Here is a 15,998-nt window from a genome sequence, read left to right on the forward strand (position 1 = left end):
TTGATGGTTTATCAGACCAATTCCTCGTTGGCCCATACTTCTACATCCTGACCAACAGCGTCTTGAAGGTTGCTCAATCCCTTTTGATCAAGTTGTTCGATCAAGTAGTCATTGATCTCCTGAATCAGACCAGCGCCTTTGTAAACCATACCCGAATAAAGCTGGACCAGATTGGCACCCGCCGTAATCTTGGCCCATGCGCTCTCGCCGCTATCAATGCCGCCAACGCCAATGATCGGAAGTTCCGGTCCGGCAAGGCGCCTTGCTTTCGCCAGTACAACAGTAGAAAGGCGGAAGAGCGGAGCTCCAGACAAGCCACCAGTCTCTTTAGCCTGCACCTTATCCAGCAAATCCGGTCTGGAGATGGTTGTATTGGAAATAATAAACCCATCCAGTTGCTTGTCCTTGACGACACTGACGATATCTTCCAGTGCCTTCTCGCTAACATCAGGGGCTATTTTAAGCAAAACAGGTACGCTGCGCCCTATTTTATCTATTTGCTCGTCACGAGCCTCTATAATGCGGCCTACAAGGTCTTCCAACAAGCTCTTCGCTTGAAGGTCTCTCAGTCCAGGGGTGTTGGGGGAAGATATATTTGCGGTAAAGTAAGAGGCAACATCCGCAAAGCATTCTATACCGCGTACATAGTCCTTGATCCGGTCTTCGGAATCCTTATTTGCCCCGATATTGACCCCGACCACACCACTTGAGCCCTGACGGGCTGCAAGACGCCCATAGACAGCGCCGTGTCCATCATTATTGAAACCATAGCGGTTGATGACTGCTTTGTCCGCAGATAGGCGAAAGTTACGCGGTTTCGGGTTTCCAGCTTGTGGGCGAGGCGTCACAGTGCCAACTTCAACAAACCCAAACCCCAGCTTTAACAAAGCATCTGGAACTTCGGCGTTCTTGTCAAACCCCGCCGCCATGCCCACAGGACTATCAATCTCCACTCCAGAGAGAGTATAGCGCAGCCGTGGGTCCCGAACCGTTTTCGCTTGAAAGGGGACACCAGCCTTCAAGAGCTTGATCGTAGCATTATGCGCAGCTTCTGCATTCAGACAGTGCAGTGCCCTGAGGCCAACTTTATTGGCTAACCGAGAGATCGACATTTAAAGCTCCGGAAAAATATGTTGGCCATTTGCTCCCAAGGGCATTTTTTGGACCCACAAAACATGTTCAAGGGAAAGCGGCTCATAAAGATGAGGAAACAAGGCTCCATTTCTAGCCGGTTCCCACAGAAGTTTTTCTTGGTTCAAACGATCCGTGTCAACTGCAATAAGAAGAAGATCTTTTGCTCCTGAAAAGTACTTTGCAGCCGTTTCCCGCACCGTTTCCTTGGTGGAAAAGTGGATATACCCATCTTCCAGATCAATGGGAGCCCCGACGAATTTCCCATCGTTCTCCGCCTGGCTCCAAAGCTCGGTATTTGCAATCTTATAGATAATTGACATATTGGAATGGCCTTTCAGTGAGTATACACCAACTGAAAATAGTCTCATATAAGCGAACGGTATGAGTCCGCAAGCCCTTTAAACCAAACATTTTTCAGGTAGCTCTTTTTATGCTGTCCCATAAGAACCTTTGGCAGGCGATTGACCACCTTGCCAAGCTCGAAGGAATAAGCCTTTCGGCCCTAGCCAAAAAAGCAGGCCTAGACCCAACAGCCTTCAATAAATCCAAACGCATGACAACTCAGGGACAACTCCATTGGCCCTCGACACAATCCATTTCAAAACTACTAGATGTGACCGGAAAGTCTTTTTCAGACTTCGCCAAGCTGGTTGAAGGAAATCCTGCAGAAAGTTCTCCATCTGCTGAAACCGCGCTTCTTTCGCTTACAAACAGCAATCAAGACCTTTCCCTGCCAATATCAAAACAGGCAAAAATGCATTTTCCCAGCCAATACGGCGAGAAGACGGTCGCTCTTGAGGTATATGGTAATATTTTTGAGCCATTATTCAGGGATGGAGATACTGTGATCGTGGCACCAAACGCCCCTTTACGGCGAATGGATACAGTTATTTACTCACAGGGGGGACACAGGGCAAAAGCCTGTTACTTCCTGAGGAAAACAGTCAGCTCCTACGAGTTCCGATGTGAATCCAATCAGGCGTCTGTTGATGTGCTCGCACACAACGAGGTCAAGTGGATTGCCAGAGTTTTATGGGTGAGCAGATCATAGCCATCCAGCTTAACACTGTGGGGCATGATGCGCTGGATAAAGAAAATAACAAATTCGCTTGTTCCGGTTCTCCTGTGTTTTATAGCCATAGGAGCGCTCGCTTTTCTGGCCTTTCAAAGGGAAGAGAACCCCTCCCGTCCTGTCACCTCTGCTTTGACCCTTTACAAACCCTCGTCCCTCCCGCAAAGAACAAATATTGCGCCTAAAGAGGCGAGTAAGCCGGACAGTTCGGTCGCGGTCTCCAATACCGATGACCAACAACAGGTAACCGGTAAAGGTGCCTCACCAGCCCAAGGCGACGCAAAAAAACAAGAGCCAGCGGATTTACTGGCTATCCACCGCCCACTCATTCTGGATGGAGCGAGCTTCCAGCATAATGGCCGGAAAATCAGGCTTGCTCACCTCAGCCCCCTTCCTCTGGATCGTACCTGCAGCAGCTGGCTTGGAGGCGCCTGGCCATGTGGCATGCGTGCAAGGACCGCGCTTCGCGCATTTCTCCTGCAAGTTTCAGTGGAATGTTCGAATATCCAAGAAACAGGGGAAGGATATGCCGTTGCAACATGTAAACGCGGAGAAGTGGATGTCGCTCATTGGCTCCTTGAAAACGGCTGGGCTAGCCCCACAACAGACGCTCCTGCCGAGTTTAACCGTTTAGCAAAAGAGGCAAAACAGAAAAAGCGGGGTATATGGCAAACAGAGCGCAAAAAAATGCCATCAAATGACTTTCTAGTGCCAGCTGGTACACAAACTGGCCCAAGAGAGGTGGAAGAAGAAGAGATCCTTATCCAGACGCAGCCGCAAATTTACTGGAAACAGCATTCCCCCCTTCAAAAGGTTATTAATCCAGACCCCTGAAAGATTTAAATTGTGACATTCATACTTCCAACTTTAAGAAAAGAGCTTCCATTTATATTCAGCTGTATCACAGTTGTGATTTTTTATAGTTACACTGAAGCCCTAGTGGGAGCCAGCAGCCCAGCCACAGTCAAAGTTATCAGTTTTTTCTGGATTTTCCTCGCAATGATGTGGAGTGCTTTTGCTGTTGTTCGTCATGCGGATTGTCTGGCAGTTAGCCTTGGAGAACCTTACGGTACCCTTATTCTAACCCTCTCGGTCATCGGCATCGAAGTTTCCTTGATAATTGCAATTATGCTGACTGGTGCAAGTAATGATGCCCTTGCTCGCGATACCATGCTTGCCGTCCTCAACATTGTGCTCAATGGAATGGTGGGGCTAACTTTGGTGCTTGGCGGGCTAAAGCATGGAGAACAGCCTTTTAACACGCAAGGGGCGCGGTCCTTTCTCTCTGTCCTTATTCCACTTGCAACCATATCGTTGATTTTGCCACGATACACGATCTCAACGGAGGACCCGTCCCTATCAACAGCGCAACAGGTTGCGTTTGCTCTCATAATCGTTGCGCTCTATGGCGTTTTTCTAGCCACGCAGAATATCCGGCATTCTTCTTTTTTCAAGGAACCCAGTCCTTACTCGGGAATAGCCCTCCCCTTTTTACTAGGAGATGATCAGTCCCCTCAAAAAGGACAGGGCGGAGCACACAGCCACCACCCCAATCTTGAAGTACGTTCCAATCTTTATCATGCCTCTTTTTTGCTGCTGACGATGATGCCTATCATTCTGCTTTCCAAGAAATTTGCAATTCTTGTCGACAGCGCCATCACCAAATGGTCACTGCCAGCAGCAATGGGCGGAATTTTAGTAGCTCTTCTGGTTCTAACACCGGAAGGTCTGGGCAGTTTCCAAGCAGCTTTGAAAAATCAACTCCAAAGATCGGTAAATATCTGCCTTGGCTCAGCACTTGCGACTATTGGCCTAACAGTCCCCGCTGTCCTCTTGGTGGCGGGGCTTTTGGATATTCATATTGTTCTGGGTGTCAAGAACACAGATATGCTGCTCCTTATTCTGACCTTGGTCATGAGCTTAATTACTTTCAGCGGGAACCGGACCAACGTCCTCCATGGATCGGTGCATCTGGTGCTGTTCATCGTCTACTTTGTATTGATTTTCCTGCCATGAAGCCTCGTTATGCACTATTTCGATGGCTACATGATTGGCCCAAGCCCTATTTCCCTCTTCAGAGGGATGAACACCATCATGGCAATAATACTCTGCTCGGGTACCTTTCATTGGCTCGATCCATGTACCGCCTCGCTCTTCACACAAGGCTGCCCCCAATTCAGAAATCATTTTCCTTCGTAGCCGTAAAACGAAAACCAGCCCCCTCTTGAGGGCGGGCATACGGCCGGGGTCCATCATCTTACACCAATAAATTTTGGAGTTTGGGTACTTTGCACGGGTCGCATAAAGCAAACCACCGAAGCCGCTTTTCCATTTCCCCTGGGACCGAAAGTTTTTGAGATCATTAAAGCCCAAGCTGAAAAACACATGCGTGTAATCCTCCTCGGGAAGGTTCGGGATTACCAAGTCACGAATATGAGTAGATTCTGCGCTGTTGCACCCAGCGGCGCGCCAGTGAACTGTCTTTCCCGATTTTTCGCAAAGAGCTCTAGCCAACTGATAGGGAAGAGCCAGATCGGTTGTTTTAACCCCGACGCCCGCTACTGTGGAGTCGCCGACGATGAGAAGACGAATCTCTTGGTCTTCATTCCTATTCCCTTTGAAGGTTCCAGAAACAGGCCCAATCGCCGATGGAAGTCTAAGAGTACTTAATCGCGTCCGAATTCCCTCAATTATGTATAGAGGTAATAAAAAGAGTGATAAAATAGTGCCAATATACATAAAGTCCCCCTCTATTAAGAGGGGGACAGTTCATCAGTTTCCGAGCGTTCCTGCAAGTGCTTTTGTAATCAAGCCTCTTGTTTCCTCGATACCATAAAGGGCAACAAACGAGCCGAACCTTGGCCCCTTCTCCTGACCAAGAAGTACTTGATAAATGGCGGAAAAGAAGGTTTGCCCAACACCAGGTCTTCCATCTGGCCCAGGCTTTTGCGTGTTCTGATAGCGCTCTATGTTACGACCAATGTCGTAGATCGCATTCTGGATTTCTCCACCATCAGTTTCTGCGGGCAGCTTGCTCAGCGTCGCATCCAACTGCTTGAGCATATCTGTTTCCACGTCGTCCGCTATCTTGAACTTTTTCGTTGGTTTAACGAAATCGTCATAATAGCGGATCGCATATCCAACCAAAGAATCAAGCTCAGGGTGCGTCTGGGCTGAGGCGCCTTGCGCATAACGCGAGATAAATGCCCACAATACATCCTTGTTTTCCGCATTGGATGCGGACACCAGATTGAGGAGCATTGCGAAGTTGATGGGCATATCCACTTTCGGCGGGTTGCCATAATGAATGTGCCAAGCCGGGTTCATCAGCTTTTGATCAGCCTTCATAGCTTCACACTTGCTCAAGAAAGTGAAGTACTCATCAACCGCTTTAGGAATAACGTCGAAATACAGCTTCTTAGCAGTTTTGGGCTTCTGGAAGTTGAACAAAGACAAGCTCTCTGGGGTCGCATAGGTCAGCCACTCTTCCATAGTGAGGCCATTGCCTTTGGACTTGGAGATTTTTTGCCCTTTTTCATCCAAGAAGAGTTCGTAGTTAAATCCTTCTGGTGGCTTACCGCCCAGAGCCTTACAAATCTTACCCGATAGGTTGACACTATCGATCAAGTCCTTACCGGCCATCTCGTAGTCAATACCAAGCGCATACCAACGCATGGCCCAGTCGGCTTTCCACTGGCACTTTACATGACCACCTGTCACAGGAACTTCAACGCGCTCGTCTGTCTCTGGATCAATATAGGTGACTGTGCCTTTTTCAACGCTCCGATCAACCATTGGAACCTGCAGCACAATGCCTGTGCGCGGACAAACTGGTAGGAACGGTGAGTAAGTCGCGCGGCGCTCTTCGCCCAGCGTTGGCAGGATAATCGCCATCACCTTGTCGTAGACTTCCAGCATGCGAAGCAAAGCTTCATCAAATCGGCCAGACTCATAATAGTCCGTTGAAGACGCAAAGTCGTATTCGAAACCAAACCTATCCAGAAATGCCATCAGTTTAGCATTGTTGGACTGGGCAAACCCTTCGTATTCTCCAAATGGATCTGGAACACGGGTAAGCGGTTTGCCGAGGCTTTCAGCTAACAGTTCCTGATTGGGAACATTGGTCGGAACCTTGCGAAAACCATCCATATCGTCTGAGAAGCAAATCAGTTTGGTGTCGATTTTATCCTCAGTCAGCACGTGAAATGCGGTGCGCACCATTGTCGTGCGGGCAACCTCACCAAATGTGCCCATATGTGGCAGACCAGAGGGGCCATACCCAGTCTCGAACAAGACTGGGCCGGACTTGGGTTTATCCTTCAGCCGTTTGACCAGTTTGCGCGCTTCTTCAAACGGCCAGGCTTTAGAAACCTGGGCCGCTGCGATAAGTTCGGGGCTAAGATCGAGCTGCGGCAAAGAATTTTTGGTCATGGTGTTAAACCATCGGCTTTCTATATCTGTGAAATTTTTAGGAACCCCTTGGCAGGCCAACAAACCGTACCTACCTTAGGTCCGCGGAACTTAAGGAAATTCGCGGTACGCGTCAACGTTCCCAACTCGTTTTTGAAAGGCAATCGCACACTATGTTGCGTTTTTACTTACAAAGAGACGAGCGGAACAATTTTTAAGGGATATTTTTTTTAAAATGAGCGGGTCACTAACAACACATGAAGCCCTGATACACACAATGGTCATGATGTCTGCTGCAGACAGCTCGATGACGGATGCCGAACTACTGGTCATGGGGGATATCGTCAAAATCCTACCTGTATTCAAAGGATTTGACCGGGAGACCCTTGTAAGGGTTGCCGCGCAGTGCGGTGAACGCATGGCGGCAGACAACGGACTGACAGATACATTGGACCTGATTGTTTCGTCTCTTCCCAAAAAACTGCACGATACCGCCTACGCATTAGCTGTTGAGGTTGCGGCAGCTGACCTGAAACTGCAACAAGAAGAACTGAGAATGCTTGAGCTTCTTCGCAACAAGTTGTCGCTGGACGCACTGACAACAGCTGCAATTGAGCGCAGTGTTCAGGCCCGTTACCGCATGGTATAGTTTACAAAGCATGCTCGGGCAGAAACTTTCTGCCCCAGTTCCCTTCCCCTAAATCAGTGAGGCATTTTATTAAAGTGGCTCAATGCTTTAACCTATTGTTAAGTCGCACATCTTTAACCGAAGACCGGTTCCACTTTTCTGCGGTGCACTCTCGTCCTAGTCTGCTCCGGTTAGTTTCACAATTTGGGCTACTCTGCCTATGGAAGAGATGAGACAAATTCCGGCAAATCCCCACGCCAGCCAAACAAAATACTGCGGAAACAGACAGAACGCCAAAAACACCGCAATGGTCTCTCCGCCTTCAGCAAGACCACTCAAGTAGTAAAGGGACTTTTGTCCTTGCACCTCGGTTATGACGCCTTTGCGCTCCGCGATAACAGCAAAGGCCAGAAAGCTAGACCCACTCAGATAAAAGCTAAATAGGAGCCCTGCGGTCGCCAGCGCATTTTCTACGGGATTGTGAAGGGCAAAAGCTAGCGGAAGAGCGCCATAAAATACAAAATCACAAAGGATATCCAGAAAACCGCCAAGATCGGTCTTTTTATCGGCTCTGGCAATCGCCCCATCAAGGCCATCAGCCAGCCTATTCAGAACAACAAAAACAAGAGCGGTTAGAAAATACCCAAGGACCACAAGGTAGGCTGCAAAAAGACCGCACAAAAGTCCTGAAACTGTAACCCAGTTTGCACGAACCCCCCTTTGCGCCAGTAGCTTTCCAATAATATTTAAAGGCGGATCTATCACCCGCCTTGCTTTTGCGTCAAACACTCGCGACCCCAACTTTCTTATGACCCTTGAGACATGGAAATGCCCCAACACCCTGCATATACTGTAGTGCACTTAAATTGAAAGTGAACCAACTCATATACCGCAACAATTTCAGGGCAGATCCCAATTGGGTAGGCTAGCGCGCAATTTCCTGAAAACTAGCGGAAATTTCCAGCATAATCCTCTACAAACTCGTCAAAGGCACGTGGAGGCCGTTTAAGAACATCTTCAACTGTATTTGTGGTTTCGGCCTGCGTGTCCTCTTTTACCATATTCATAAGCTCAACAATGCGTTCGGCAAACCACTCGGTTTGTCCGAAAGACATAAGGGTCCTTTTAAAATCGTCCAAGGGAATGTCCTGAAAGTGGACGGGCCTACCAATACCCTTTGCAAGTTTGAGGCAACACTCTTCTATTGTAAGAATGTCCGGACCAGTCAAACGGTAAGTCTTATTCTCATGTCCTTCCTGCGTTAGGACAGCTGCAATAACTTCAGCCAGATCCCGAATATCGATTACACCGCAACGCCCTACACCAACGGGTAGAAAGACTGCCCCTTGCTCTTTGATCGAAGGGGCAAAGTCTACGAAGTTCTGCATGAAGTAGTTCGGGCGGATAATCGTGTATGTCAGGCTACTTGCCTTAAGGTAACCCTCACCTAGGCTGTGAGTTTTGGCCATGTAGCCTCCGTCAGGATACTCTGCAACCCAAGCAGATTGTTTGACAACATGCTTTATACCGGAACGCTTTGCCATATCATAAAAACGTGGTTCATAGTCACGCTGCTTATCCGAAATACCGGAGAGGAAGAAAGCCCGCTCGATCCCTTCAAAAAGGTGTGGCATTTCTTCGATATTCTCAAAGCTGCCTTCAACTAGTTCCACTCCCTTGAGCGCTAAATCTGTGGCTCTAGTCTTATCTCTCACCAAGGCACGAACTTGAACACCATTTTGAACTAGCAAATCAACGACTTGCTTTCCAGTTGTTCCGGTAGCTCCGGTCAGTAAGATCATTATTTTTATCCCAATTATGTGCACTACCATACCAACTGGTAGAGCACTCTAGGATTTTCAATAGTGAAAACAAATATTGATTATAACTATAAAAAATGGAGTCAAAATAACTGAACTTCAAGAGATTTCTATACACTTTTAAAGTAAAAGGCACAGCCATCCAAAGAAGAACTCCGGCCTTAAAAGACCAGAGCAGTACTTATGAGGGAAGCTTAGGATTCATCTTCGGAGAAGACATCCTTGGTAAGCAAAGTATAGCTCTGACTGCAAAAATCGCAGGTAATCGAGATATTTTCTTGCGTCTTTAACTCGTCTTGATCTTCTTTTGGGAAACCTCGAAGAGTTTTTTTGAGCTTCTCTTCCGAACATGTGCATCGGTCTGCCATAGGATGAGGGTCATAAACCCGAGCGCCCCGCTCATGGAACAGCCTGAACAGCAATTGTTCTATTCCAAGATCAGGATCAACAATCTCATCATCCTTGACCGTATCCACCAAAGATTTGGCTTCTACCCATGCATCATCTTCTTCTACAAAGTGCGCTGGTGTACCTTCCGGAGCATCTCCCGGGTGAATATCTGCGGCTCGCATGCGCTCAGGTGCTTGAGGGAGAAACTGAACCATAATGCCGCCAGCGCGCCAAGTATGATTGTAGCTCCCCTTCTCGTCAGCCTTCAACACTTCCGCGACAGAAAGGCGGACCCGCGTCGGTATCTGCTCGGACTTTAGGAAGTATTCGTGTGCAGCTTCTTCCAAAGAGATGCCATTCAGAGCCACAATGCCTTGGTAGCGGCTGGTGTGAGCACCCTGATCGATTGTGAACGCCAGATGCCCCTTGCCGAGCAAATCTTCCGGCTTGAAGCCTTCCTGCTGCGCGACAGAACTCACACGCTCTTCATCAAAAGAAGCTGTTGCGCGCAAGCCGTCAGGCGCATTGAAGTCCACAACCATCATGGACACAGCACCATCACTTTGTGCCTGCAACGTCAACCGCCCGTCAAACTTCAACGTACTTCCCAGCATCGCTGTCAGAACAGTTGCCTGCGCAAGCAACTTCTTGACAGGCACCGGGTAGTCATGACGGGCAAGCATGCTGTCCAAAACTGCGCCCAGACGTACACTTCGCCCGCGAACGTCCAGCCCCTCAACCGAGAAAGGAAGGACAACATCATCACCCACAGGCTTCACTTTAGACGTTTGCTCTTGGCTTTTATTCATTATTCCTCCGGCAGTGCATCAAGACACCATGCCATAATTCCTTTTTGAGCGTGCAGTCGGTTTTCAGCTTCATCGAAAACAACCGACTGTGGGCCATCCATTACCGCATCCGTAACCTCTTCGCCACGGTGAGCTGGCAAACAGTGCATAAATATTGCTTCATTATGCGCCTTGGCCATCAAGTTATCATTCACCTGATACGGGCTCAGCAGGTTATAGCGGTAAGAAGCGTCTTCATCGCCCATAGAAACCCAGCAATCAGTAATGACAGCATGACAGCCAGAAACTGCTTCAATCGGGTCCTCGGTAATGGTGACATTGCCACCTTGACGCTTGACTGCTTCTAACCACTCCTGCGGAACAGTCAACTCCTTTGGCGCCCCCACGACAAGCTCGAAATCCAGCTTTGCGCTCGCTTGCATCCACGAGTAGAGTACGTTGTTGCTATCCCCAACCCATGCAATCCGCTTGCCTTGAATAGGCCCGCGATGTTCTTCAAACGTCATGATATCCGCCATAATCTGGCAGGGATGGGACTCTTTTGTCAGACCGTTTATGACAGGTATATCAGAATACTGTGCCAGTTCGCGAACAGCTTCATGATCCAACATACGGATCATGATCATATCAACGAAACGGCTGAGAACACGGGCGGTATCAGGAATAGATTCCCCGCGCCCCAGCTGCATTTCCTTACCAGTCAGCATAAGCGGCTCACCACCCAGCTCCCGCGCACCCACATCAAAAGAGATGCGTGTACGTGTTGAGGGCTGTTCAAAGATCATAGCCAACGTCCGCCCCGAAAGAGGGCCGGATTTACCACGTTGAGCCTCTCTCCTTTTTTTCAAAAGGGAGGCACCATCAAGAATTTTTCGCAGCTCACCTGCTGGCAACTCAGAGATATCAAGAAAATGTTTGGGCTTTGAAACAACGGACATGGATTAACTCTTATTTCTTTTGTGCAGCTTCAGTTGCTAAAGCTGCCGTCTCCAGCATCTCAACAAGCTGGGAAATTTCTTCTTCACTGATGACCATCGGAGGCATAATGCGAAGGACATTTTCTCCCGCAGGAACTGGCAGAAGACCATTGTCGCGACAGGCTTTTAAAGTTAGACCTTGGTCACCCTTGCAAACCAGCCCAAGCATTAAACCAGAACCTCGGACTTCCTTGAATACTTCTGGATGGCTATCCACCAAAGCCGCCAGTTTCTGCTTAAGCAGAAGTGACTTCTTCTGGACTTTCTCCAAAAATTCCGGTTCAAGAACAATACTTAACACGGCCTTACCAACAGTCATGGCCAGAAGGTTCCCACCATAAGTGGTGCCGTGGGTTCCAGCGCTCATGCCAGACGCCACTTCATCGGTCGCGAGAAAGGCTCCCAGAGGGAAGCCTCCGCCGATTCCCTTGGCAACAGCCATTACATCTGGTTCAATTCCTGCCCATTCATGGGCAAAGAACTTACCTGTTCGCCCTACACCACACTGAATTTCATCCAGAACCAAAAGCAAGCCATGTTCATCACAAAGGGCGCGCAGCGCTCTAAGGAAGGCCGGATCAAACGCCTTAATGCCCCCTTCACCTTGAATGGGTTCTAGCAAGATAGCCGCAGTTTGCGGACCAATTGCAGCTTTGACTGCCTCCAGATCGGCAAAAGGAACTTTGTCGAACCCTTCCAGAGCAGGGCCAAACCCCTCAAGGTATTTCTGCTGACCGCCTGCGGCAAGGCCGGCCATTGTCCGCCCGTGAAAGGCACCTTCGAAGGTAATGATCCGATATTTTTCGGGTTCCCCCTTGGCATAGAAATAGCGCCGTGTAGTCTTGATAGCGCCTTCCACAGCCTCAGTGCCCGAATTGCAGAAGAACACCTTATCGGCGAAGCTATTGTCCACCAGAAGTTGCCCAAGCTCTTCCTGCTCTTTACTGCGATAAAGGTTCGACACATGCCACAGGGTTTCCGCCTGCTTTTGTAAAGCCTCAACGAGTTTTGGATGAGAATGTCCCAAGCCGCTCACAGCAACACCAGAAGCGCAATCCATATATCGTCGACCATCATTCGCATACAGCCAGACACCTTCCCCCCGCTCGAACTCAAGCTCGGAACGTACATAGGTCTGAAAGAGCGACGAAGTCGTCATATCCTACTCCTTGGATAGGGTCTCTTCTCATTCGAAAGAAGAGCAATTTTGTTTCAGCAAGCAACTAAGAGAACGTCGTTTAAGACCCCTTAATTTCAAAAGAAGTTATATAAAGAGCTTTCACTTCTAACTGTCAATCATCTTTACGTATTGCAAAGGTTTTTTGCCAAGTTTACAGGACTAAAAAGCCCTCTTTATTTACGTTTCAAACGCTCGGCCTGATAGGGACACCAAACACAACTCAAGGTTATAAATGCCACCATACTTTATAGCTAGTATGAATACAGAGAGCTTCTAGCAAATGGGGTGACACAAACAAACATCTTAAAAAATTCTCATGTATTTATTGAGAAGTTGGCAAGCCGATATTAATTCCAGCAAAAAAAATATTTAGAATTATTTGCAGTACATACAGTTATTATGTCCATTCGACCACCACGAGATCATGGACAACTCCTTGACTTAGTTTAATTCTGGGGAAAACCGACTACAAACCAACATGATTTATTTGGCATCATTGCTACTCCAATATTCACTATAGTAGGGTCAGTGCTAAGTGGGAAACACCTTCTCGTTTCCAATGACTGGATGTAATGCAGCTAATCTACAGCGACTACACACAAAAGTTGTACTCGAGAAGACAGTAGGAAGATGGGGACTTCTATGAGCTGGACGACTGATCGTGTTGAACTCCTAACCAAGCTATGGGCTGAAGGTCTCAGCGCTAGCCAAATCGCGGCAGAACTGGGGAATGTCACTCGAAACGCAGTTATAGGAAAAGTCCACAGGCTAGGCTTATCCGGCCGTGTCAAATCAACGAACTCTAGTAAGCCACGGCGTAACACTTCTTCTTCAACATCACCTTCTCCCAGAAAAACTGCGCCTCCTGCATCTGCAAAAAGTGACAGTGCACCCGTTAAAGCTCGAAGTGCTTCTCCGTTATCTCAACAAACACACCAACCAAGTGTGTCTGGGGCAAACGCCTTAAAGATTGAGCCGGAAATTATCCCGGTGGGAGAGATTGAACCAGTTTCTTCGCCTGATAGCCTGATGCCAATGTCGGAGCGGGCGACTATACTTAGCCTGAATGAACGCACTTGTAAGTGGCCTATTGGTGATCCCGGCGGGGAAGACTTTCATTTTTGCGGGCGTCAATCAGATGGATCGACACCATATTGCGCTCACCATCGCAGGGTTGCCTATCAGCCAGTCAGCGAAAGAAGACGCGAACGTAAAGCAACTGCTTAAGTTCAAAACGACATTGTGTCGAAAACCACGTATTGAACAGCAAAAAGCCCATGCTTTTTGCTGTTATTTTTTATAACCTCTTAACTCAGGTCGATTATGCCACTGCATACTGATCGTTAAACGAATACCCAGCGCCCCGAACAGTCCGGATGGGATCTTTCTGTTTTCCGCGGTTTATCGCTTTGCGCAGGCGGCCAACATGAACATCAACAGTCCTTTCATCCACATACACATCATGCCCCCAAACACCATCCAGCAATTGTTCGCGTGAATATACTCGTCCCGGAGCCTTCATCAAAAACTCCAGAAGCCGGAACTCAGTTGGGCCAAGGTGAATTTCCTTCCCCAAACGCCTGACACGGTGGGTCTCCCGGTCCAGTTCAATATCCCCGGACTTTAACTGTGAAGATACGACCTCGGGCTTACTGCGCCGCAAAATGGCGCGAATGCGTGCCATCAGCTCAGGAACAGAGAACGGTTTGACAACATAATCATCAGCTCCGGTGGAGAGTCCTCGTACACGTTCGGTTTCTTCTCCCCGCGCTGTCAGCATGATGATTGGAATCTGTGCAGTTTCCTCTCTGGCTCTCATGCGACGACACAGCTCAATACCCGAGACACCCGGTAACATCCAGTCCAGCAACACAAGATCCGGTTGACTTTCCTGAAGCCGCAAATCCGCCTCATCCCCTTTCATGCAGACTTCCACATTGTAGCCTTCTGCCTCAAGGTTATATTGCAAGAGCAGGCTCAAAGACTCTTCATCTTCAACAACAAGAATATCAGGCATAGTTAAGATGTCTTTCCATGAACTATTAAGTCAACTAGTTCGCCAAGGCGTTCAATTCATCACTTTTGGGCCGCTCGTTCGGCAAGTGCTCCCCGGTGATCTTATAGTAAATATTCTCGGCAATGTTCGTTGCATGATCACCAATTCGTTCAATATTTTTAGCACAAAACAATAAATGCGCACATTTTGTAATGCTGCGCGGGTCCTCCATCATATAGGTAAGCAGCTCTCTGAAAATGGACGTATAAAGAGCATCAATCTCTTCATCCCGCAATTGAACCTGTCTCAAAACCTCCAGATCCCCACTCGTATATGTATCCAGAGTATCCTTCAGCTGGCAAAGCGCAAGGTCTGCCATATGCTCAACACCTTGCGCCCACTCCTTTGAGCCTAACCCCCCCTTTATAGCCAGTGTCCTCTTGGAGATATTCTTGGCCAAATCTCCGACCCTTTCAAGATCATTGGAAATTCGCATAGCCGCAACCACTTCCCTGAGATCACTTGCCATGGGCTGGCGGCGCGCAATAATGGAAACACTCAAATCTTCCAGCTCACTTTGCATTGCGTCCAACCGCTTGTCAGCCTCAATCGTACTTTCAGCCAGTTTCCGGTTGTCGGTCAAAAGCGCTTGAATAGAGTCTCTAACCAGAGTTTCTGCCATACCGCCCATTTCAAGAACCCGCGTGGCAAGATTTTTCATTTCATCATTAAAGGCCGACACAATATGGTCTGACATAGCCAATCACCTGTTATGCTTTCGTTCTTATCAGCCAATGCGGCCAGTTATATAATCTTGCGTGCGCTGGTCTTTTGGGTTCGTAAATATATCGTTGGTTAAACTTTCCTCCACCAAGCTTCCGAGGTGAAAGAATGCGGTGCGCTGGGAAACACGGGCAGCCTGCTGCATGGAGTGCGTTACGATAACAATCGTGTAGTTTTCACGAAGCTCATCAATCAACTCCTCCACCTTGGCAGTGGCAATGGGGTCCAGAGCCGAACAGGGCTCATCCATCAAGATGACTTCCGGAGAAACTGCAATGGCTCTGGCGATACACAGCCGTTGCTGCTGACCGCCGGACAGTCCCGTCCCTGGCTCATCCAAGCGGTCTTTGACTTCTTCAAAAAGCCCCGCCTTTTGGAGACTGTTTGCTACAATTTCTTCAAGATCAGACTTTGATTGAGCAAGACCATGAATACGCGGACCATATGCAACATTTTCAAAAATCGACTTTGGGAAAGGGTTGGGCTTTTGAAAAACCATACCCACCCGTGCTCTCAGCTCAACAACATCAATGCTGGGATCATAAATATCGTCGTGGTCAAGGTAGATCCCTCCTTCCACCCGGCAACTTTCAATCGTATCATTCATGCGGTTCAGGCAACGTAGGAACGTTGATTTCCCACACCCCGATGGACCAATAAGTGCGGTTACCTGATTCTTTCTGATCTCCAGATGAATAGCGTTGAGAGCCTGCTTTTGACCATAGTAGACACAAACGCCTTCACCACGCATTTTTAATGGTATTTCTCTATCGGTTTCCATAGTCACATCATTCACCAC

17 protein-coding genes are annotated in these 15,998 nt (G+C 48.3%); 5 read left to right on the top strand and 12 right to left on the bottom strand.

Annotated elements, in window-relative coordinates:
• Positions 1–11: 11 nt before the first annotated feature.
• Positions 12–1,106: a quinone-dependent dihydroorotate dehydrogenase gene (locus tag P6574_RS14500; protein ID WP_405048149.1), complete on the bottom strand. Its 1,095-nt coding sequence runs from the start codon at positions 1,104–1,106 to the stop codon at positions 12–14.
• 6 nt (positions 1,107–1,112) lie between these two features.
• The gene (locus P6574_RS14505; RefSeq protein WP_310620983.1) at positions 1,113–1,454 is read right to left on the bottom strand and encodes a DUF952 domain-containing protein; all 342 of its coding nucleotides are present in this window, start codon (positions 1,452–1,454) and stop codon (positions 1,113–1,115) included.
• Positions 1,455–1,564: 110 nt separating this feature from the next.
• On the opposite strand from P6574_RS14505, the gene P6574_RS14510 reads away from it, so the two are divergent.
• The 3 genes from P6574_RS14510 (at position 1,565) to P6574_RS14520 (ending at position 4,222) form a co-directional block, all read left to right on the top strand.
• Complete coding sequence (locus P6574_RS14510) at positions 1,565–2,185, top strand: S24 family peptidase (protein ID WP_310620984.1); 621 nt, start codon at positions 1,565–1,567, stop codon at positions 2,183–2,185.
• Positions 2,186–2,212: 27 nt separating this feature from the next.
• Positions 2,213–3,040 (top strand): thermonuclease family protein, encoded by an 828-nt coding sequence (locus P6574_RS14515; protein WP_310620985.1) that lies wholly within the window; start codon positions 2,213–2,215, stop codon positions 3,038–3,040.
• A 75-nt stretch (positions 3,041–3,115) separates the two neighbouring features.
• Positions 3,116–4,222, top strand: a complete 1,107-nt coding sequence (locus P6574_RS14520) for a calcium:proton antiporter (RefSeq protein ID WP_405048105.1) — start codon at positions 3,116–3,118, stop codon at positions 4,220–4,222.
• Here the strand turns inward: P6574_RS14520 and P6574_RS14525 are convergent.
• Positions 4,127–4,945 (bottom strand): SGNH/GDSL hydrolase family protein, encoded by an 819-nt coding sequence (locus P6574_RS14525; protein WP_310620986.1) that lies wholly within the window; start codon positions 4,943–4,945, stop codon positions 4,127–4,129. The genes P6574_RS14520 and P6574_RS14525 overlap by 96 nt on opposite strands.
• 33 nt (positions 4,946–4,978) lie before the next feature.
• Positions 4,979–6,637 (bottom strand): lysine--tRNA ligase, encoded by a 1,659-nt coding sequence (locus tag P6574_RS14530; RefSeq protein ID WP_310620987.1) that lies wholly within the window; start codon positions 6,635–6,637, stop codon positions 4,979–4,981.
• A 214-nt stretch (positions 6,638–6,851) separates the two neighbouring features.
• Between P6574_RS14530 and P6574_RS14535 the strand changes: the two genes are divergently transcribed.
• Positions 6,852–7,265, top strand: coding sequence for a tellurite resistance TerB family protein (locus P6574_RS14535; protein ID WP_310620988.1), 414 nt, complete (start codon positions 6,852–6,854; stop codon positions 7,263–7,265).
• 156 nt (positions 7,266–7,421) lie between these two features.
• Here the strand turns inward: P6574_RS14535 and P6574_RS14540 are convergent, their stop codons facing one another.
• From P6574_RS14540 to P6574_RS14560, 5 genes are all read right to left on the bottom strand, one after another.
• Positions 7,422–8,033: a CDP-alcohol phosphatidyltransferase family protein gene (locus P6574_RS14540; RefSeq protein ID WP_310620989.1), complete on the bottom strand. Its 612-nt coding sequence runs from the start codon at positions 8,031–8,033 to the stop codon at positions 7,422–7,424.
• Between the two features lie 158 nt (positions 8,034–8,191).
• Positions 8,192–9,046, bottom strand: coding sequence for an SDR family oxidoreductase (locus P6574_RS14545; protein WP_310620990.1), 855 nt, complete (start codon positions 9,044–9,046; stop codon positions 8,192–8,194).
• A 212-nt stretch (positions 9,047–9,258) separates the two neighbouring features.
• Positions 9,259–10,263, bottom strand: a complete 1,005-nt coding sequence (locus tag P6574_RS14550; RefSeq protein ID WP_310620991.1) for an Hsp33 family molecular chaperone — start codon at positions 10,261–10,263, stop codon at positions 9,259–9,261.
• Positions 10,263–11,201: an ornithine carbamoyltransferase gene (gene argF / locus P6574_RS14555; RefSeq protein WP_310620992.1), complete on the bottom strand. Its 939-nt coding sequence runs from the start codon at positions 11,199–11,201 to the stop codon at positions 10,263–10,265. The genes P6574_RS14550 and argF overlap by 1 nt, the downstream gene beginning before the upstream one ends.
• Before the next feature lie 10 nt (positions 11,202–11,211).
• The gene (locus P6574_RS14560; protein ID WP_310620993.1) at positions 11,212–12,399 is read right to left on the bottom strand and encodes an aspartate aminotransferase family protein; all 1,188 of its coding nucleotides are present in this window, start codon (positions 12,397–12,399) and stop codon (positions 11,212–11,214) included.
• A gap of 663 nt (positions 12,400–13,062) precedes the next feature.
• Between P6574_RS14560 and P6574_RS14565 the strand changes: the two genes are divergently transcribed.
• Positions 13,063–13,647 carry a GcrA family cell cycle regulator gene (locus P6574_RS14565; RefSeq protein WP_310620994.1) on the top strand — a complete coding sequence of 195 codons (585 nt, stop codon included), beginning with the start codon at positions 13,063–13,065 and terminating at the stop codon, positions 13,645–13,647.
• A 94-nt stretch (positions 13,648–13,741) separates the two neighbouring features.
• Here the strand turns inward: P6574_RS14565 and phoB are convergent, their stop codons facing one another.
• The 3 genes from phoB to pstB are packed head-to-tail and all read right to left on the bottom strand — an operon-like array spanning position 13,742 to position 15,980.
• Complete coding sequence (phoB, locus tag P6574_RS14570; protein WP_310620995.1) at positions 13,742–14,437, bottom strand: phosphate regulon transcriptional regulator PhoB; 696 nt, start codon at positions 14,435–14,437, stop codon at positions 13,742–13,744.
• 34 nt (positions 14,438–14,471) lie between these two features.
• The gene (gene phoU / locus P6574_RS14575; protein ID WP_310620996.1) at positions 14,472–15,173 is read right to left on the bottom strand and encodes a phosphate signaling complex protein PhoU; all 702 of its coding nucleotides are present in this window, start codon (positions 15,171–15,173) and stop codon (positions 14,472–14,474) included.
• Between the two features lie 30 nt (positions 15,174–15,203).
• Entirely contained in the window at positions 15,204–15,980 is a 777-nt protein-coding gene (pstB, locus tag P6574_RS14580; protein ID WP_310622167.1) for a phosphate ABC transporter ATP-binding protein PstB, read from the bottom strand.
• Positions 15,981–15,998: the final 18 nt, after the last annotated feature.

It is taken from the genome of Pseudovibrio sp. M1P-2-3 (genome assembly GCF_031501865.1).
In the GTDB taxonomy this organism is placed as follows: Bacteria; Pseudomonadota; Alphaproteobacteria; order Rhizobiales; family Stappiaceae; genus Pseudovibrio; species Pseudovibrio corallicola.